The 18,665-nt window shown below is 63.7% G+C and carries 22 protein-coding genes; 3 read left to right on the forward strand and 19 right to left on the reverse strand.

Translation table 11 applies throughout. The features are described 5' to 3' along the window. Window positions 1-6 precede the first annotated feature (6 nt). From ACGLHR_RS02045 to ACGLHR_RS02060, 4 genes are all read right to left on the reverse strand, one after another. The gene (locus ACGLHR_RS02045) at window positions 7-456 is read right to left on the reverse strand and encodes a hypothetical protein (protein ID WP_400091577.1); all 450 of its coding nucleotides are present in this window, start codon (window positions 454-456) and stop codon (window positions 7-9) included. Window positions 457-605: 149 nt separating this feature from the next. Then, a complete protein-coding gene (gene ccsB, locus ACGLHR_RS02050; RefSeq protein WP_400091619.1) occupies window positions 606-1,778 on the reverse strand; it encodes a c-type cytochrome biogenesis protein CcsB in 1,173 nt (390 codons plus the stop codon). Window positions 1,779-1,823: 45 nt separating this feature from the next. Beyond that, the gene (locus ACGLHR_RS02055; RefSeq protein WP_400091579.1) at window positions 1,824-4,010 is read right to left on the reverse strand and encodes a cytochrome c biogenesis protein ResB; all 2,187 of its coding nucleotides are present in this window, start codon (window positions 4,008-4,010) and stop codon (window positions 1,824-1,826) included. A gap of 157 nt (window positions 4,011-4,167) precedes the next feature. Then, window positions 4,168-4,827, reverse strand: coding sequence for a cytochrome c (locus tag ACGLHR_RS02060; protein WP_267604565.1), 660 nt, complete (start codon window positions 4,825-4,827; stop codon window positions 4,168-4,170). A gap of 570 nt (window positions 4,828-5,397) precedes the next feature. Here ACGLHR_RS02060 and yihA point away from each other — a divergent pair. The 3 genes from yihA (at window position 5,398) to ACGLHR_RS02075 (ending at window position 8,740) form a co-directional block, all read left to right on the forward strand. Beyond that, on the forward strand, window positions 5,398-6,144 hold the full coding sequence (gene yihA / locus ACGLHR_RS02065; RefSeq protein ID WP_400091580.1) for a ribosome biogenesis GTP-binding protein YihA/YsxC: 747 nt from the start codon (window positions 5,398-5,400) through the stop codon (window positions 6,142-6,144). Between the two features lie 333 nt (window positions 6,145-6,477). Beyond that, entirely contained in the window at window positions 6,478-7,470 is a 993-nt protein-coding gene (gene hemB / locus ACGLHR_RS02070) for a porphobilinogen synthase (RefSeq protein WP_400091581.1), read from the forward strand. Window positions 7,471-7,480: 10 nt separating this feature from the next. Then, window positions 7,481-8,740: a magnesium transporter CorA family protein gene (locus ACGLHR_RS02075; RefSeq protein WP_400091582.1), complete on the forward strand. Its 1,260-nt coding sequence runs from the start codon at window positions 7,481-7,483 to the stop codon at window positions 8,738-8,740. A gap of 66 nt (window positions 8,741-8,806) precedes the next feature. On the opposite strand, the gene dsbD is transcribed toward ACGLHR_RS02075, so the two are convergent. From dsbD to rplF, 15 genes are all read right to left on the reverse strand, one after another. Continuing rightward, the gene (dsbD, locus tag ACGLHR_RS02080) at window positions 8,807-10,768 is read right to left on the reverse strand and encodes a protein-disulfide reductase DsbD (protein ID WP_400091620.1); all 1,962 of its coding nucleotides are present in this window, start codon (window positions 10,766-10,768) and stop codon (window positions 8,807-8,809) included. Window positions 10,769-10,814: 46 nt separating this feature from the next. Then, window positions 10,815-11,159, reverse strand: coding sequence for a divalent-cation tolerance protein CutA (gene cutA / locus ACGLHR_RS02085; protein ID WP_318231202.1), 345 nt, complete (start codon window positions 11,157-11,159; stop codon window positions 10,815-10,817). A 158-nt stretch (window positions 11,160-11,317) separates the two neighbouring features. After that, window positions 11,318-11,713, reverse strand: a complete 396-nt coding sequence (gene rplQ / locus ACGLHR_RS02090) for a 50S ribosomal protein L17 (protein WP_006160427.1) — start codon at window positions 11,711-11,713, stop codon at window positions 11,318-11,320. Between the two features lie 161 nt (window positions 11,714-11,874). Continuing rightward, the gene (locus ACGLHR_RS02095; protein ID WP_006160428.1) at window positions 11,875-12,855 is read right to left on the reverse strand and encodes a DNA-directed RNA polymerase subunit alpha; all 981 of its coding nucleotides are present in this window, start codon (window positions 12,853-12,855) and stop codon (window positions 11,875-11,877) included. Window positions 12,856-13,037: 182 nt separating this feature from the next. Further along, window positions 13,038-13,661 carry a 30S ribosomal protein S4 gene (rpsD, locus tag ACGLHR_RS02100; protein ID WP_006160429.1) on the reverse strand — a complete coding sequence of 208 codons (624 nt, stop codon included), beginning with the start codon at window positions 13,659-13,661 and terminating at the stop codon, window positions 13,038-13,040. 307 nt (window positions 13,662-13,968) lie between these two features. Further along, on the reverse strand, window positions 13,969-14,370 hold the full coding sequence (rpsK, locus tag ACGLHR_RS02105) for a 30S ribosomal protein S11 (protein WP_006160430.1): 402 nt from the start codon (window positions 14,368-14,370) through the stop codon (window positions 13,969-13,971). 24 nt (window positions 14,371-14,394) lie between these two features. Continuing rightward, a complete protein-coding gene (gene rpsM, locus ACGLHR_RS02110; RefSeq protein WP_006160431.1) occupies window positions 14,395-14,760 on the reverse strand; it encodes a 30S ribosomal protein S13 in 366 nt (121 codons plus the stop codon). A 19-nt stretch (window positions 14,761-14,779) separates the two neighbouring features. Continuing rightward, on the reverse strand, window positions 14,780-14,896 hold the full coding sequence (gene rpmJ, locus ACGLHR_RS02115; protein ID WP_006160433.1) for a 50S ribosomal protein L36: 117 nt from the start codon (window positions 14,894-14,896) through the stop codon (window positions 14,780-14,782). A gap of 31 nt (window positions 14,897-14,927) precedes the next feature. After that, complete coding sequence (gene infA, locus ACGLHR_RS02120) at window positions 14,928-15,146, reverse strand: translation initiation factor IF-1 (protein WP_006160436.1); 219 nt, start codon at window positions 15,144-15,146, stop codon at window positions 14,928-14,930. 23 nt (window positions 15,147-15,169) lie between these two features. Beyond that, window positions 15,170-16,513 carry a preprotein translocase subunit SecY gene (secY, locus tag ACGLHR_RS02125; protein WP_267604570.1) on the reverse strand — a complete coding sequence of 448 codons (1,344 nt, stop codon included), beginning with the start codon at window positions 16,511-16,513 and terminating at the stop codon, window positions 15,170-15,172. A gap of 48 nt (window positions 16,514-16,561) precedes the next feature. Beyond that, window positions 16,562-16,996: a 50S ribosomal protein L15 gene (gene rplO, locus ACGLHR_RS02130; protein WP_267604571.1), complete on the reverse strand. Its 435-nt coding sequence runs from the start codon at window positions 16,994-16,996 to the stop codon at window positions 16,562-16,564. A 21-nt stretch (window positions 16,997-17,017) separates the two neighbouring features. Next, complete coding sequence (gene rpmD / locus ACGLHR_RS02135) at window positions 17,018-17,200, reverse strand: 50S ribosomal protein L30 (protein WP_006160440.1); 183 nt, start codon at window positions 17,198-17,200, stop codon at window positions 17,018-17,020. A gap of 13 nt (window positions 17,201-17,213) precedes the next feature. Then, window positions 17,214-17,732, reverse strand: a complete 519-nt coding sequence (gene rpsE / locus ACGLHR_RS02140) for a 30S ribosomal protein S5 (RefSeq protein ID WP_006160449.1) — start codon at window positions 17,730-17,732, stop codon at window positions 17,214-17,216. A gap of 21 nt (window positions 17,733-17,753) precedes the next feature. Continuing rightward, entirely contained in the window at window positions 17,754-18,110 is a 357-nt protein-coding gene (rplR, locus tag ACGLHR_RS02145; protein WP_043350338.1) for a 50S ribosomal protein L18, read from the reverse strand. Between the two features lie 11 nt (window positions 18,111-18,121). Further along, entirely contained in the window at window positions 18,122-18,655 is a 534-nt protein-coding gene (gene rplF, locus ACGLHR_RS02150; protein ID WP_267604573.1) for a 50S ribosomal protein L6, read from the reverse strand. Window positions 18,656-18,665 lie beyond the last annotated feature (10 nt).

Here is an 18,665-nt window from a genome sequence, read left to right on the forward strand (position 1 = left end):
CCCGTATCAGGGCGTAGCCGCGTGCCAGACGTTGTTGAAGTTGTCGCCCGTGCGGTCGCCCGGCTTGGCATCCTTGGAGAAACGGTAGAGCGGCTTGCCCCGATAGGCCCATTGCTTGCCGCCGTCGTCACGCGTGATGACGCTGTAGTCGCCCGTGGCGCTGGTACCGGGCGCGGCCATCAGTGGCGGCCAGTTGGTGGCGCAACCGCCATTGCAGGCGCTCTTGCCGGCCGTGTCACGGTCGAACGTATAGAGTGTCAGGCCCTGGGGATCGGTCAACGTGCCACCGGCAACCTTCACCGTGGGCGGCATATTGCCGGCGCTGCCACCCATGCCACCCATGCCACCCATGCCCGAACAGGCGGACAGCAGGACTGCGGCAGAGGCGAGCGCGAGAACAGCGGGGCGGGACAACGATGCGAGGGAAGCGACTGCGATAGGACGGGAAAGGGCCATGATGTCGATCTCCATGCGATTCGGCGCCGCCAGCCGGCACCGTCCCTTCAGTAAACACCGGATGTGACGGCTTTATTCCATTCGGGCGAAAAAAAACCTGCCGCATCGCACGGATGGGCAGGTTTTCATATTGCAGCGCAACACCCGGATCAGAGTTCGCCGTAGCTATGCAGACCGGAAAGGAACATGTTGACGCCCAGGAAGGCAAAGGTCGTGACCAGCAAACCCACCAGCGCCCACCAGGCCGCCATGGTGCCGCGCAGGCCCTTCATCAGCCGCATATGCAGCCAGGCAGCGTAGTTCAACCAGACGATCAGGGCCCAGGTCTCCTTGGGGTCCCAGCTCCAGTAGCCGCCCCAGGCTTCCGCCGCCCACAGCGCGCCAAGGATGGTGGCGATGGTGAAGAAGGCAAAGCCCACCGCGATCGACTTGTACATCACATCGTCGAGCACTTCGAGCGAGGGCAGGCGCTCGGCGAGGATGCCGTGCTGCTTGAGCAGGTAGGCCACCGACACCATGGCGGCCAGGGCGAAGGTGCCGTAGCCGATGAAATTGGCCGGCACGTGGATCTTCATCCACCAGCTCTGCAGCGCGGGCACCAGCGGCTGGATCTCGCTCGCGTCGCGGCTGACCGTATACCACAGCAGGAAACCGACTGCCGCCGATACCACCAGCATCACGAACGGCCCCAGCGCACGGGTCTTGTAGCGGCCTTCGTAATACAGGTGGAACAACGAGGTGATCAGCGTGAACAGCACGAACACTTCGTACAGGTTGGAGATGGGGATGTGGCCGATGTCCGCGCCGATCAGGTAGGACTCGTACCAGCGCACCAGCATGCCGGTAAAGCCCAGCACCACCGCTGCCCACACCATCTTGCTGCCGATTTGCAGCCCGGTCTCCGAGCGCGCCAGCAAGCCGCCCCAGTAGAACAGGGTGGACAGGAACACCAGGGCGCTCATCCACAAAATGGCCGACTGGCTCGACAGGAAGTACTTGAGGAAGAAGGCCTGCTCGGCGCGCGGCAACTGGCCCTGGTAGAGCTGGATCGCGAACAGCGCCAGCACCGTCAGCGTCACCATCAGCAACCGCGCCGGCTTCCAGTGCCATCCCAGCAGCGCAAAGGCAGGCACCGCGGCGATCAGCACGCCCTTGTCGTAGACATTCATCCACGCGCCGTAGCGTGCCAGCGCGAAGCCCGCGCCCGCCGCCAGCATCAAGGCAAAGAGCCAGTCGACCCAGCCGAGCCGGCGCAGGAACGACGGCTCCAGGTAGGCCTGCTCATCGCCACTAGCGACAACGCCCGCTGGACTCGCCTCCATGCCCGGCTTGGCCTGATTCACATTCGAAGACATATTGGTTCCTGCTTATTTGCGGGCGCCTGCCGTGCCGATGCTGCCGGCGGCGCGGCCAACATCGTCGCGCAGCGCGACAAACTCTTTCTCGAAATCCAGTGTACGGCGCTGCGTGGACATGGCCATCAGCACGTGGCTGGCGGCGCCCTGCCCGCCAGCGGTTCCGGCGGGGTCCGCGGGGTCCTTCACCCAAAGCCAGACGCGGCGCTCGCGGATGTAGAACATCGAGAACACGCCCAGCACCAACAGCAGACAGCCAAGATACACGATGTTCTTCCCTGGTGCACGGGTCATCTGGAACACGCTGGCCTTCACTTCCGTGAAGTCGTCGAGCTGCAGGAAAACCGGCGCGGTGTAGAAGAAACTGTCGGACAGCGCATTGATGGCTTGCTGCATGAAAGCGCCACTTTGGGCACTATTCGGCACCACCGGCAGCTTGTCTTGCGCGCGCGCCACCTGCCAGAGTTCCCACATCGAGCCATTGAGGATCTTCAGCAGCACGTCGGCGGCTTTCTGCTGCTCGGCCGGCGGCACGGACTTTTCCAGGAAGGCGGCAATCGCGGTGAAGCCGCCCGGCGGGGCCTGCGGGTTGCTGCGCGAGGCGCCGGCAAACAGGTCGAGCGCGCGCAAGGCGCTCTCGGCCAGCTGGCCGCGCAGTACTTCGCGGCCCTCGCCCGGCATCGAGGCGAGTGCGAAGCGGCGCGCGGCTTCGCTGCGCAGCGCGCGATCCTGCAGCGCAGCACGCAGGCGCATCCAGTCCGCCACGCTGTTTTGCTCGTCGGCCGGAATGCGCAGATAGCGGAACGGCTCGCTCGGCGTATCCCGCATGCCGGCGAGGAAGACCGACTGGCCGTCGAGTTGCACCGGCACCATGTAGTTATTGAATTCGCGAGCCTGGCCGTTGCGGTCGCGCAACTTGTATTGCACCGACGGGCCAACGTTGCGCAACTCCTTCGCGCGGTCAGGATTGACCGCCGAGCCCAGGTGGGACTCGAGCTTCTCGTTGAGCGATTTGCGCGCCACGCCACGCGCGTCGGGCTTGCCCGATGCATCCGTGACGTTCTCGATATTCATCAGGCGGAAATCGCTGAACTCGACCGTCAGCCCCTCGGCATCGGCCGCGTTGCCCGTGCCGGTCAGCGGCGAATTGGCGCCCACGGTGCCGGCAAAAGCAAAGGTCTTTTCACTGCCACCCTGCATCGGGTAGCCAACGAACTTCAGCTTGGAGCCGCCGTCCTCGAAGCTGGACTGGTAGATAGCCACGCCGTCCACCACCAGCGGCTCGTTGACCTTGATGGTGGCCTCGGTCTTGCGGCCGGTGGCGCGGTCGGTGATGACCACGTCGGAGGCGAACAGCTTGGGCATGCCGGTCGAGTAATGCTCGACGCTGAACTTCTTCAGCGTGATATTGAACGGCAGGTCCTGCACCAGCGCGCCGTCCGAGATATTCAGGATGGCGGTGGACACCGTCGAGCCTTCCGGCACGAAGGCGTTGCCACGGAAGCCCGGATTGTTGACCGACAAACGGTGCTCGGGCGGGATGTCGTTGATCACGGCGTTGCCGCCGATCGGGCTCTTGCCGCCGAACCACATCTGCGCGCGGATCAACATGTCGCCGTCGAGCAGGCCACCGATGCAGATCACCACGATAGCGGTGTGCGCGAGGATGTAGCCCAGCTTGTTGGCCGCGCCCGCCTTGGCGGCCAGCAGGGTGGCGCCTTCATGCGCAACGCTCTTGATGCGGTAGCCGCGATTGGCCAGCAGCGCGGTGAGGTGCTTCACCGCATCGGCGCGGGGGCGGCCCGAATCGAACTCGGCGCGATGATGGAAGGACCGCAGGCTGCGCTCACGCACGTGGTCCTTCCACGAGCGCATGTCCTTGATCATCTTGGGCGCGTTGCGGGTCAGGCACAGCGAGGTGGAGATCACCAGGAAGGTCAGGATCAGCAGAAACCACCAGGAGCTGTAAACCTTTTGCAACGACAGCGCGTGGAACAGGTCAGCCCAGAAAGGACCGAACTGGTTCACATAGTTGGGATAGGGCTCGTTCTGCTTGAGGACGGTCCCGACCACGCTGGCAATCGCAATCACCGTCAGCAGCGCGATAGCGAATCGCATCGAGGACAGCAGCTCAACCGCGTCGCGTAGCAGGCGGTGAGAAGTCTTCAGGTGCAGTCCTGACGTGGAAGCGGTGGACATGTGCAGTGGGGCCCTCGGCCTTGAAATGAAAAAGGGTGGACATGCTCGCGCAGGCCACCCTCTTCGATTGTTGCCGGGCTGCTTGGTTGCACCTGGGCGTGGCGCTTCGCGATGGCGAGCTCCGCTGCCGTGCTCCGGCTGCCCGGCGCGGAACGACTTAGCGAATCCCTGCGACGTAATCGGCCACGGCCTTGATCTCGGCATCCGACATCTTGGCGGCGACGGTGGTCATCACGGGATTGTTCTTGCGGGTGCCCTGGCGGAACGCAACCAGTTGCGCCTCGGTGTACTCGGACCATTGGCCGCCGATGCGCGGGTACTGGGCCGGAATGCCGGCGCCGGTGGGGCCGTGGCAAGCCGCGCAGGCCGGCACGCCCTTGGCCGCAATGCCGCCTCGGTAGATCTTCTGGCCGGCTTCGATGGTGTCCTTGTTCTTGGCGGTGGCAGGCTTGAGGCTCTGCTTGGCCAGGTAGGCGCCGACGTCCTTCATTTCCTGCTCGGACAAGGCGGCCGCGTAGGGCGACATGATGGCATTGCTGCGGCTCTTGGCCTTGAAGTCGTCGAGCTGCTTGTGCACGTATTCGGGGTGCTGGGCGGCCAGCTTCGGGTTGGCGGCGCCGCCGCTGTTGCCGTTGGCGCCGTGGCAGCTCAGGCAAGCCGGGACATTGCGATCAGCGGCACCTTGCGTGTAGAGGGTTTCGCCCTTGGCCGGATCAGCCTTTGCGGCGGCCTGCTCTGCGGCAGATGCCAGACCGGTCATGGCAGTTGCCGGCAGAGCCAGCGCCACAACAGCCAGAAGTTTCGCAATGCGGTTCATTCGCACACCTTGTCTGAATTGTTTTGAATTCCATGGGGCACGCCGTTCAGCACACTGCCCGCGGTGAGGACGCGATGGGCAGGCACTTTGACATCGGAAATTCATCACGACGGACCGCCGGCTCGCCTGAAGCCAGAAAACGCCCAGGCGAAAGCCGGATGGCACCGCCCCCATGCGAACGAGAGCGGCAGACCGTGCGAATATCCCGGTAGCAGGCCCAGACCCCCGGTTGGCCCTCTTGTGGCGGCACCACGCTTCGGCGCCGTAACAGGGACTTGACCAACAGGCTTGCTACCACAATGGAACGGACACGCAAGACTTCCCTGCCAGATAAATGCGAGGCCAAGGATGCCGCGCGTCACCTAATCGGGAGGCCGTTAACCGCGTTATTGTACAATAAATCGTGTGCCGGATAGAGGATGTGCGCGCCGCGACGCGGCCAGACGCCAGCCCCGGCCATCCAGGCGGCAGCATGTGCCGCCCACCTCACTCACATCGGCGCGGTGACGCCGGCGAACCCGCCTGAACCCAGGCGGCAGCCCGCCCCCACCCGCCCCATCGCCCAAGCGCATGTCCCTCCTACATCAGGCCCGCTTTTTCGTTACCGTCAATCACCTGCGCGACCTGCCTGCCACGGCCGTGCCGGAAGTGGCGTTCGCCGGCCGCTCCAACGCCGGCAAATCCACCGCCATCAACATCCTGTGCAACCAGAAGCGGCTGGCTTTCTCGTCGCGCACGCCGGGCCGCACCCAGCACATCAACTTCTTCGGCGTGGCCCCGGTCAAGGCGCCGGACCCGCTCGCCTTCCTCGTCGACTTGCCCGGCTACGGCTATGCGCAGGTGTCGGGATCGGCCAAGTTCCACTGGCAAGCGTTGCTGAGCGACTACGTGCAGACCCGCTCGCAACTGTCCGGCCTGGTGCTGATGATGGACGCGCGCCGCCCCTTTACCGACCTGGATTGCCAGATGGTCGAGTGGTTCCTGCCCACGGGCCGGCCCATTCACGTGCTGCTGACCAAGGCCGACAAGCTGACCAACAGCGAGAACGCCCTTGCCTTGCGCGAAACCCGCAAGGTGCTGGCCGGCTACGCCGAGCAGCTCGACACGCCCGTGCCCCTGACCGCGCAGCTGTTCTCCAGCCTGAAGCGCCGCGGCATCGAGGAAGCCCAGCGCGTGGTGGCGGGTTGGCTGTCCCTGCCCGAGGCCCTGCCACCCGCCGCCCCGGCCAACAACGCCGCGGCAGCGCCGGAAGCTGAAACGGAAGCTGAACCGAGTGCGCCTGCGGACGATACGCCGCCCGACGCGCCCGCGAACTGATCCCACGGGCGCCACGACGCGTACCCACCCCTGCGCCCGCCCTGTTGTCGAATCGGCAAATAGAATCGGCAAATGAACGGGCAAAAAAAACCCCGTTGCAAGCAACGGGGGCGAACTTTCCCACCGGTTAAGGGCGGGTACCCGCTCAGGGAGGAGTAGCGGGGGACGCCGCATCACGCAAGCGCAACGCAGAGTGTCCGCGAGTATGATAGCGGGCGAGATCAAAAGTTTAGTTTTTCTTTCACAAGCGGCCTGGTCAGGCACTTGCCAGCCACATCGCGCCAGCCGCCCGGCAGACTCCCGCACTTCTTTTCCGACTCCCCCTCTCAAGCCATGTCCACTTTTCCCGAGTACCGTCCGCGCCGCATGCGCCGTGATGATTTCTCACGCAGGCTGATGCGCGAAAACCGCTTGTCGCCGGACAACCTGATCTATCCGGTGTTCATCGTCGACGGCCATAACCAGCGCGAGAGCGTGGCATCCATGCCCGGCGTGGAGCGTCTGTCGATTGACCTGCTGCTGCCGGTGGCGCAAGACTGCGTGAAGCTTGGCATCCCGGTCATCGCGCTGTTCCCGGTAATCGACCCGGCCCTGAAGACGCCCGACGGCATCGAGGCGACCAACGCCGAAGGCCTGATCCCGCGCGCCGTGCGTGCGCTCAAGGACCGCTTCCCCGAACTGGGCGTGCTGACCGACGTGGCGCTGGATCCTTACACCAGCCACGGCCAGGACGGCGTGCTGGACGACGACGGCTACGTCATCAACGACGTCACCGTGGAGATCCTGGTCAAGCAGGCACTGACGCAGGCCGCGGCCGGCGTGGATATCGTGGCGCCCTCGGACATGATGGACGGGCGCATCGGCGCCGTGCGCGCGGCGCTGGAAGACGGCGGCTATATCCATACGCGGATCATGGCGTACTCGGCCAAGTTCGCCTCGGCCTTCTACGGCCCGTTCCGCGATGCGGTGGGCTCGGCGGCCAACCTGGGCAAGGGCAACAAGATGACCTACCAGATGGACCCGGCCAACTCCGATGAGGCCTTGCGCGAAGTGGCGCAGGACATCATGGAAGGCGCGGACATGGTGATGGTCAAGCCCGGCATGCCTTACCTCGACATCCTGCGGCGCGTGAAGGACGAGTTCCGTTTCCCCACCTACGTCTACCAGGTCAGCGGCGAGTACGCGATGCTCAAGGCCGCCGCCCAGAATGGCTGGCTGGATCACGACAAGGTCATGATGGAATCGCTGCTGGCGTTCCGCCGCGCCGGCGCCGATGGCATCCTGACCTATTTCGCACGCGACGCCGCTCGCCTGCTCACGCGCTGAACCGGCCCGGATGCAACTGCTAGGCTTTTCCGCCAGCCAGGTCCATCCGCTCGCCTCGCTCGATGCGGCGCGCGATTTCCTCGCCGGCAATGCGGCGGCCCGCTTCGTCTGGGTCGATACGCCGATCGAGGAGGTCAACGGCGCGCCGACGGCCTGGCGCGACAGCGTCCAGGCGCTGACGGGCTCCCCGGTATTGGACCTGCATCTCATCGATGCCACCAATTCGTCGCATCCGTCGTATTTCGATACGACGCATGCCTACGACATGGTGATCTTCCGCAAGCTCACGTTCGAGACCAGCCGGCTGATCGCCGAGGCTGGCGGAGAGGCGGCGGCGGCATCCGCTACCGCGACAACCGGCCAGCAGTCCGCCGCGAAACCCAGAACTGCGGCCAAGCCGCGCCGCTACCCGCCGGGCTTCCTGCCTGCGCTGGCCAAGATCGATACCCAGCCGGTCACTTTCTTCGTTTTCGATAACGTGCTACTGACGGTCCGGCCTGCGCAATCGCGCACGCTGGACCAGGTGCGCCAGCGCCTGCTTGAGCTGTGCCAGGCGCCGCGGCCGCAAGCGGCGTCAAAGACACGGGCCAACGGGAACGCCGCGCTGGTGCATGGCATCCGCCCGCCAACCCGCCCGGAAGACCTGATGCTGCGGCTGCTCAACGCCATGGTCGACCGCTACCTGGACCTGCGCGCACCGCTGACGCGCCAGCTCGACCGGTGGCAGCGCGCGCTGCTTAACGCGCGGCGCAGCTTTTCCAGCTGGGAGGGATTGCTGGACGCCCGCATCGAGCTGCGGCGCCTGGAGCACCTATGCGAGGAGCAGCACGACGCACTGCAAGAGTTCCGCGACAGCCTGCTCGACAACAGCTACAGCATCGCGAGTGAAGGGGCCGCCACAGGCACGCCAGGTGCGCCAAACACGGCAGGCCGCGACGATGCACTGCTGGTGCGCATCAACGACGTGATGGAGCACATCTCGCGTGTGCTCGCGCATGCCCGCCGGCTGGAGGACTCGATCGAGTCCGCGGTGCAGATCCACTTTTCATCGGTGGCGCACCGTACGAATCGGACCATGCGCACGCTGACGCTGATCACCGCGCTGTTCATGCCGCTCACGCTGATCACCGGCATCTTCGGCATGAACTTCGACCGCATGCCATGGCTGCGCGAGCCGCAGGGCTTCTGGTGGTCGCTGGCGCTGATGGGGGCGGTAGTGGTGGTGCTGGCCGCGGTATGGGCGCTGGGACGCCGGCTGGAGCAAAGCTAGCCGGCGCCTGCCGAAGCTGGCGCTTCGGGTATTTCAGGTACGTCTCGGATACGTCTCAGGTACGTGTCAAGTGCTGGCCTTCGCATCGAGCGCACGCGACAGCGTGTCGAGAAAGCGCGTGGCCGGCTGGTAGCCGATCGCGCGGACCGGCCGCTCGCGCCCGTCGGCGCCGTACAGGATGATGCCTGGGGGGCCGAACAGCCCGAAGCGCTTGAGCAACGCACGGTCGTCGGCGTTGTTCCGCGTGACGTCCGCCTGCAGCATCACGACCTCGGACAGCCGCGCCCGCACGCGCTTATCCGTAAAGGTGAACCGCTCCATCTCCTTGCAGCTCACGCACCAGTCCGCATAAAAATCGAGCAGCACCGGCTTGCCAGCGGCGGCGGCCTGCGCCACGCGCGCGTCGAGCTCGGCAATCGAGCGAACCCGCTCGAACCGCACGTCGGACACACCGCCGGCTGCCGCTTCCGGCGCCGAGCGCGCGGCACTCAGGTGCGCCAGCGGCTGCAGGGGATCCCGGCCACCGGATGCCAGCCCCACCAGCAGGATGGCCCCCGCCAGCGCTGCCAGCAGGCCCAGGCCCTTGCCTACCCTGGCCAAGCCATGCGCATCGGGGCCGAGCGAATCGAAGGCGCTCAGGAACACCGCGCCAACCAGCAGCAGCGCAGCCCAGCCCGCCATCAGCGCCCATGCCGGCAGCACCGGGCTCACCATCCAGAGCGCCACGCCCAGCAGCAGGAAGCCAAAGAAGCGCTTGGTCGTCTCCATCCAGCGCCCGGCGCGCGGCAGCAGGTTGCCTGCCCCCACGCCCACCAGCAGCAGCGGCACGCCCATGCCGAGCGCCATGGCAAACAGCGCACCGCCGCCGACTACGGCATCGCCGGTGCGCGCGATATAGGCCAGCGCGCCGGCCAGTGGCGCCGTCACGCACGGCCCGACGATCAGCGCCGAGATTGCGCCCATGGCTGCGGCGCCGGCGAGCTGCCCGCCCTGGCGACGGTTGGACGACGCCGTCAGCCGGGTCTGCCAGTGCTGCGGCAGCTGCAGCTCGTAGAGACCGAACATGGACAGCGACAGCGCCACCATCAGCAGCGCGAAGGCAACCAGCACCCACGGCGCCTGCAGCGCCGCCGAGAGGCCCTCGCCGAGCAGGCCCGCCGCCACGCCGATGCCGGTGTAGACCACCGCCATGCCGAGCACATAGGACAGCGACACCAGCAGGGCGCGCTTGCGCGTGACGTGCTCGCCCACCACGATCGACGACAGGATGGGCACCATGGGTAACACGCACGGCGTGAAGGTCAGCAGCAAGCCCAGGCCGAAGAACAGCGCGGCGATCACGCCGAGGTTGCGGCTGGCCAGGGCGCCGGCAATGCGGTCGTTCTCGTCGGCCGCGGGTGCCGGTTGGGCGGGGGAGGGCCCGGTCGATGCCGCAGCCCCCGCCGCGTCGCCCCTTGCGGCGGCCGGGCCGTTGCCGATGCTGCTGGAATCCGCCGGTGCCCGCTTGCCGAACAGGCTGTCGAGCACACCACCGCCGACCTTGAACACACTTTCCTGCGGCGGATAACACAGGCCCTTGTCGGCGCAGCCCTGGGAGGTCACCACCAGCGACCATTTGCCGTCGGCCGGGGCAGACTCCACCGGCACGCGGATGGTCAGCCCGCCGTGATAGGTTTCCATCTCCTTGCCGAAGGTCTCGTCGAACTTGACCTTGCCGGGCGGGAACACCGGCGCGCCCAGCTTGACGGATGCAGGCTGCGCCGCAAAGGCGAAGCGATCGCGGTAGAGGTAATAGCCGTCCGCCACATCGAAGCGAACCTCGATCGTCTTCGCATCGACCTGATGCGCGGCAAAACGGAAGGCTTGCTCAGGCGGCAGGAACTCGTCGTCGGCGGCATGCGCCACGCCGGCAAGGCATAGCCAGAGCGCGGCAAACAGCATGATCAGCAGCCGCACTGCGGCACTATGCCGCACGGCTTGCACGGCCCGGGGCCCCCTCGAAGCGTTCGCGCTCACACTGAAACTCATGCCCTGCCATTGAATTGTCATTCGTTCTGTCCGCATCGCGCTCGCGTCAGGCGCTGTCGCCCTCGTCCGCGCCCGTTCGGGTTTCATGCGCCACCCATGCCAGATAGGGCGCGAATCCGGCGACCAGCGGCAGCGCCACGATCTCCGGCACCTCGTACGGGTGCGCGAGCCGGATCGCTGCCTCCAGCGCGGCGTAGCGCTCCTGGGTGGTCTTGATCATCAGCGGCCACTCGCGTGCGCTTTCGATCTCACCTTGCCACCAGTACTCGGACTCGCACGGCGCGAGCCGGTTCACGCATGCCGCCAGCCTCGACTCCAGCACGGCCCTTGCTACACGACCCGCGGACTCGGCGTCCGGCAGCGACGTCATCACCAATATTGCTTCGCTCATCAAAACTTCCTCCCAGGCCGCAGGCTGCCCGGCGGCGGCATTCCGGCACGCCGGCCCCGGAAAACAAAAGAGCCAGGCATATAGCCTGGCTCGATTGTAAGCGGTGTCCGCGCGGCTCGCCGCGACCAAAGGTCGCAAGGGCCGGGACGGCATCAACCTTATTCGCCTGCTTCCTCAGCCGGCGCTTCGGTGATTTCCGGGCGGTCAACCAGTTCGACCAGCGCCATCGGCGCATTGTCGCCTTGGCGGAAACCGAACTTCAGGATACGGGTGTAGCCACCCGGACGTGCGTTGTAACGCGGGCCGAGTTCGTTGAACAGCTTGGTGACCATGTCGCGGTCGCGCAGGCGGGCGAAAGCCAGGCGGCGATTGGCAACGGTGTCCTTCTTGGCCAGCGTGATCAGGGGCTCGACAACCTTGCGCAGTTCCTTGGCCTTGGGCAGGGTGGTCTTGATCAGCTCGTGCTGGAACAGCGAGTTGGACATGTTGCGCAGCATCGCGAGACGGTGCGACGAAGTGCGGTTCAGTTTCCGCAAACCATGACGGTGACGCATGATGATTCCTTTATTGCTATGTTTGACCAGCTCTTCTATCGCTTGGCCGGGATGCTTCCCGGTTCGGCGCGGGCCGGTAGTCTATTAGGGCAGCCGGCACATGCCGGTCGCCGGGATGACCTGGCGCGGTGGCTGGACAAGCCCGCCACCGCGCCCGGTTATTACTTCTCCAGCCCTGCGGGCGGCCAGTTCTCGAGCTTCATGCCGAGGGTCAGGCCGCGCGAAGCCAGCACTTCCTTGATTTCGTTGAGCGACTTGCGACCCAGGTTCGGGGTCTTCAGCAGCTCATTTTCGGTACGCTGGATCAGGTCGCCGATGTAGTAGATGTTTTCGGCCTTCAGGCAGTTGGCCGAACGCACCGTCAGCTCCAGGTCGTCGACCGGGCGCAGCAGGATCGGATCGATCTGCGGCGTACGGCTCGAAGCGGCTTCCGCCGACGACTCGGTGCCTTCCAGCGCGGCGAACACCGACAACTGATCGACCAGGATGCGCGCCGATTGACGAATCGCTTCCTCGGGCGAAATCACGCCGTCGGTTTCGATGTTCATCACCAGCTTGTCGAGGTCGGTACGTTGTTCCACACGAGCCGATTCGACTGCGTACGAAACGCGGCGCACCGGCGAGAACGAAGCGTCCAGCACGATGCGCCCGATCACCTTGCCCGCTTCGTCGCCGAACTTGCGCACGTTGCCCGGCACATAACCACGGCCTTGTTCGACCTTGATCTGCATATCGAGCTTGCCGCCGGCCGACAGGTGAGCGATCACGTGGCCGGGGTTGATGATCTCGACATCGTGGGGCAGCTCGATATCGGCTGCCGTCACAACGCCTTCGCCTTCCTTGCGCAGCGAGACCGTGACTTCGTCGCGGTTGTGCAGCTTGAAGACCACACCCTTCAGATTCAGCAGCAGGTTGACTACGTCTTCCTGCACGCCATCGATGGTGGAGTACTCATGGACCACCCCAGCGATCGTGACTTCGGTCGGGGCATAACCGACCATCGACGACAGCAGCACGCGACGCAGGGCGTTACCGAGCGTATGGCCATAGCCACGCTCGAACGGCTCCATCACGACCTTGGCGTGATGGTCGCCGAGCGGCTCCACGGCAATAATTTTAGGCTTGAGTAGTGCTGTTTGCATTAGGTTGTCCTTTTCAATACCCTCGGCTCGTTACACCGATAAGGCTGACGTATGGAACCTGAAAATCCCATCGCACGATGGGCAATAAGCCCGGCGCGCGGCAGCGCGTCGGGCTGAATGTGAAGCTTGACGGGAAACGCAAGCCCCTGACCGTTCGATGGTGTCGGACAGAATTCGAGTGATTAACGCGAATACAATTCGACGATCAGGCTTTCGTTGATGTCACCCGAGATATCGGCGCGATCCGGCACTTGCTTGAATGTGCCTTCGAACTTCTTCGCGTCCACGGCAACCCATGCCGGGAAACCCGATTGCTCAGCCAGCGACAGCGCTTCAGCGATACGGACTTGCTTCTTCGACTGCTCGCGGATGGTGATGACGTCACCAGCCTTGACTTGTGCCGACGGCACGTTCAGGGCTTGACCGTTCAGCAGGATCGCCTTGTGCGACACCAGCTGGCGCGCTTCAGCGCGGGTCGAGCCAAAGCCCATGCGGTACACGACGTTGTCCAGGCGCGATTCCAGCAGTTGCAGCAGCTTCTCGCCGGTGTTGCCCTTGCGGCGGTCGGCTTCAGCGAAGTAGCGGCGGAACTGACGCTCGAGCACGCCATAGATACGCTTGACCTTCTGCTTTTCGCGCAGTTGGTTGCCATAGTCGGAGGTGCGTGCACCCGAGGTGCGGCCGTGCTGGCCCGGCTTGCTGTCCAGCTTGCACTTGTCTGCAAGCGAGCGGCGTGCGCTCTTCAGGAACAGGTCGGTACCTTCACGACGGGATAGTTTGGCCTTCGGGCCGATATAACGTGCCACTTTATCTTCCTTCCTGATCGATCGCGGCGCCTTGTTCGACGCGCCGCGAGTCCGCCTTCTCCGCCCGTTCTAGGGACGCATGAGTGGCAGACGGTGGGCTTATCCAGCGCATTCCCCTGAGGGCACGCGCAAAAGCATATGACTGACTGCTTGCACCAGGCGGCGGGCCATGAGGCCAATCGCCAAACACAAAAACGCAAAACGAAAACCTGCCGCAAAGCATATGCAGCAGGTCAACGTGCGATGCTACCACACCGGGCAGAGAGGGAGGAAGACCTCACCCACAGCCCGGGTATCACACCGGCGCTTAGATCCGACGACGCTTGGGCGGACGGCAGCCGTTGTGCGGCACTGGCGTCACGTCTTCGATAATCGAGATCTTGATGCCGAGCGCGTTCAACGCGCGCACAGCCGATTCACGGCCAGGGCCGGGACCCTTGATGCGCACGTCCAGGTTCTTGATACCCTGGTCTTGCGCCACGCGGCCGGCGTTCTCGGCAGCAACCTGAGCTGCAAAGGGCGTCGACTTACGCGAACCCTTGAAGCCCTGGCCACCCGAGGTTGCCCATGCCAGAGCGTTGCCCTGACGGTCGGTGATCGTGATGATGGTGTTGTTGAACGAAGCGTGGACGTGCGCAATGCCGTCGGCAACGTTCTTCTTGACCTTCTTACGCGCGCGCTGGGCGGCGTTATTCGGACCTTTTGCCATTAGTTTCTTCCTCTGCCTTCGGCTTTACTTCTTCAGAGCCACGCCGGCCTTACGCGGACCCTTGCGGGTACGGGCGTTGGTGCGGGTGCGCTGACCGCGCATCGGGAGACCCCTGCGGTGACGGACGCCACGATAGCAACCAAGGTCCATGAGACGCTTGATGTTCATCGTGGTTTCACGACGCAGGTCACCCTCAACCGTGGCCTTGGCTACTTCGTCACGAAGCTTTTCCAGGTCGCCGTCGGTCAGGTCCTTGACCTTCTTGTCAAAGGGAACGCCGGTGGCCACGCAAATCTTGCGGGCGCGCGAGCGGCCGATACCGTAAATAGCCGTCAGGCCGATCTCGGTATGCTTGTGGTTCGGGATGTTAACCCCTGCGATACGTGCCATTCGTCAATCCTCTTTCCGATTAGCCTTGGCGTTGCTTGTGGCGGGGATCCGACGAGCAGATCACGCGCACGACACCGTTGCGCTTGATAACTTTGCAGTTGCGGCAAATGCGCTTAACAGAAGCCAGCACTTTCATGATTTTCCTCTTCCTTCAATTCCTGTTCGCTTCACTTCGTCCGAAAGACGATGCGCGCGCGTGACAGATCATATGGGGTCAGTTCAACCGTCACCCGATCACCCGGAAGAATCCGGATGTAGTTCATTCGCATCTTGCCGGAGATATGGCCCAGCACTACATGGCCGTTTTCCAGTTTGACGCGGAACGTCGCGTTGGGAAGGTTTTCCAGGACCTCCCCCTGCATCTGGATGACGTCGTCTTTTGCCATACCTAGCCTGTACCGACCCGGCTTCAGCGCAAGGTCAGATTACCCTTGAAATTCGCTTTCTTCAGCAGGGACTCATATTGCTGCGACATGACATAGGATTGGACCTGGGCCATGAAGTCCATCGTGACGACCACGATGATCAGCAACGAGGTTCCGCCAAAATAGAACGGAACGTTCCAGCGCAGTACCAGGAATTCCGGCAACAGGCAGACCAGTGTGATGTAGATCGCACCAGCCAGCGTCAGACGGACAAGAATCTTGTCGATGTAGCGCGTCGTCTGCTCGCCCGGACGAATGCCCGGAATGAAGGCACCGCTTTTCTTCAGGTTGTCCGCGACTTCCCGGCTGTTGTACACAAGAGCCGTATAGAAGAAGCAGAAAAATATAATTGCAGCAGCGTACAGCAGGATGTAGACCGGCTGTCCCGGCGAAAGCGTCGCAGCCAGGTCCTTGATGAACCGGCCGGCAGCGCTCGTCGAGTCAGACGTGAACCAGCCCGCGATGGTCGCCGGGAACAGGATGATCGACGATGCGAAGATCGGCGGAATCACCCCTGCCATGTTCAGCTTCAGCGGCAGGTGCGACGACTGACCGCCGTACACCTTGTTGCCGACCTGACGCTTGGCATAGTTCACCAGGATCTTGCGCTGGCCACGCTCGACAAACACCACGGCGAAGGTAACACCGGCGATGATTGCAACGATCAGGATCGATGCAATGATGCTCATGGAACCGGTGCGAACCAGTTCGAAGAGCCCGCCGATCGCGTTGGGCAAGCCCGCCGCGATACCGCCGAAGATGATGATCGAGATGCCGTTGCCCAGACCCCGCTCGGTGATCTGCTCACCCAGCCACATCAGGAACATCGTACCGGTCACCAGCGTGATCACCGCGGTCGCCCGGAACATCAGGCCCGCATCGATCACCAGACCAGGCTGAGATTCCAGCGCGACTGCAATCGACAGCGCCTGGAAGGTGGCCAGAACCACCGTGCCGTAGCGCGTGTACTGCGTGATCTTGCGTTGACCCGCCTGCCCTTCCTTCTTCAACGACTCCAGCTGCGGCAGCACGATCGTCAGCAATTGCATGATGATCGACGCCGAGATGTACGGCATGATGCCGAGCGCGAAGACGGTAAAGCGCGACAGTGCACCGCCCGAGAACAGGTTGAACATCCCGAGGATGCCACCTGACTGACTCTGGAAAAGCTTCGCAAGCTGTTCCGGATCGATTCCCGGCACCGGAATATGCGCTCCGATGCGGTACACGATCAAGGCCAGCACCAGGAACATCAGCCGGCGCTTTAGGTCGCCGTACTTCGCCGTGTTCTTGGCTTGCGTGCTTGCATTGGGTTTCGCCGTGGCCAAACGATGCTCCGACTGTGACTCGCCTATGCTGCGAAATCTGCTGCTAAATTACGCCGCGATCTGACCGCCGGCGGCTTCGATCGCAGCCTTGGCACCAGCGGTGGCGCCCAGACCCTTGATCGTTACCTTGCGGGTCAGCTCGCCAGCCTTGATGATCTTGGCGCTCTTGACCAGCTCAGTCACCAGGCCAGCCTGCTTCAGAACCAGCAGGTCCACCTCGGTGGCTTCCAGACGCTCGATGTCACGCAGGCTCACCTCAGCGGTGAAGATCTTCGTGAGCGAGGTGAAGCCACGCTTCGGCAGGCGACGATACAGCGGCATTTGACCGCCTTCGAAGCCGACCTTGTGGAAGCCGCCCGAACGCGACTTCTGACCCTTGTGACCACGACCGGCAGTCTTGCCCAGGCCGGAGCCGATACCGCGGCCGACGCGACGCTTTGCGTGCTTCGAACCGTCAGCCGGTTTCAGGTTGTTGAGTTGCATCTTGCTCTCCGTGTCCCGGTATCAGGCCAGAACCTTGACCAGGTACGACACCTTGTTGATCATGCCGCGAACAGCGGGCGTGTCCTGCAGCTCCGACACCGAATTGATACGGCGCAGGCCCAGGCCACGTACGGTGGCGCGATGATCCTCACGCGTGCCGATCAGGCTGCGCACGAGTTGCACTTTTACGGTTTGTTGCGACATTTCGTCCGACTCCTTAACCGAGGATGTCTTCAACAGACTTGCCACGCTTTGCGGCGATCTCGCCCGGCGTGCTCATCTTTTGAAGACCGTCCAGCGTGGCGCGAACCATGTTGTACGGATTGGTCGAGCCGTGCGACTTGGTCACGACGTTGGTCACGCCCATCACCTCGAAAATCGCGCGCATCGGGCCACCAGCGATCACGCCGGTACCTTCCTTGGCGGGCATCATCAGCACCTTGGCGGCGCCGTGCTTGCCAACGACTTCGTGTTGCAGCGTGCCGTTCTTCAGCGAGACCTTGACCATCTTGCGACGGGCTTCGTCCATTGCCTTCTGAACTGCAACCGGCACTTCCTTGGCCTTGCCCTTGCCCATGCCGATGCGGCCATCGCCGTCACCAACCACGGTCAGCGCAGCGAAACCGAGAATCCGGCCACCCTTCACCACCTTGGTGACACGGTTGACCGAGATCATCTTCTCGCGGAGGCCGTCGTCGCGTTCGTCCTGCTGGACTTTTGCTTGCATTTTTGCCATGACGTATCTCTCTATGTGCGCTTAGAACTTAAGGCCGGCTTCGCGCGCTGCGTCAGCCAGTGCCTTCACGCGACCATGGAAGCGGAAGCCGCCGCGATCGAACGCAACGGTTTCCACGCCAGCTGCCTTCGCCTTTTCGGCGATGCGCTTGCCAATCAGGGTCGCGGCGGCGGCGGTAGCACCGCTGCCAGTCAGTTCCTTGCGCACTTCTGCCTCGGCGGTCGAAGCCGATGCCAGCACTTGCGTGCCGCACGGCGAGTAGACCTGGGCGTAAATATGCGAATTCGTACGGAACACGGTCAGACGGTTGATCTTCAACTCCGCGATTTTGGCGCGGGTCTGACGTGCACGGCGCAAACGAGCGTCTTTCTTGTTCATGATTGCACCCCTTACTTCTTCTTGGTTTCCTTCAGGATGACGCGCTCGTCCGAGTAGCGAACGCCCTTGCCCTTATAGGGCTCAGGCGGACGGTACGCGCGGACTTCCGCTGCCACCTGACCGACTTTCTGCTTGTCCGCACCCTTGATGATGATCTCGGTCTGCGTGGGCGTTGCCGCCGTCACGCCTTCCGGCATCGCATGGATCACGTCGTGCGAGAAACCAAGCTGGAGCTTCAGCGCAGTACCTTGCAGCTGGGCACGATAGCCCACGCCGACCAGGTTAAGCTTGCGCTCGAAACCGGCGGTTACACCCTTGACCATGTTGGCCACCAGGGCGCGCATGGTGCCCTGCAGTGCGTTTGCTTCGCGCGATTCATCAGCGGGGGCGAAAGTCAGCGTGTCGTTTTCGACATTGACCTTGACCAGGCTGTGGATCGGCTGCGTCAGCGTGCCGAGCGGGCCCTTAACGGAGAGCACGCCAGCTGCCAGATTAACTTCTGCGCCTTTGGGCAGCGCGATGGGAGCCTTACCTACACGGGACATGGTTTACTCC

Origin of the sequence: Cupriavidus sp. CuC1, assembly GCF_044627735.1 — a bacterium.
In the GTDB taxonomy this organism is placed as follows: Bacteria; Pseudomonadota; Gammaproteobacteria; order Burkholderiales; family Burkholderiaceae; genus Cupriavidus; species Cupriavidus ulmosensis.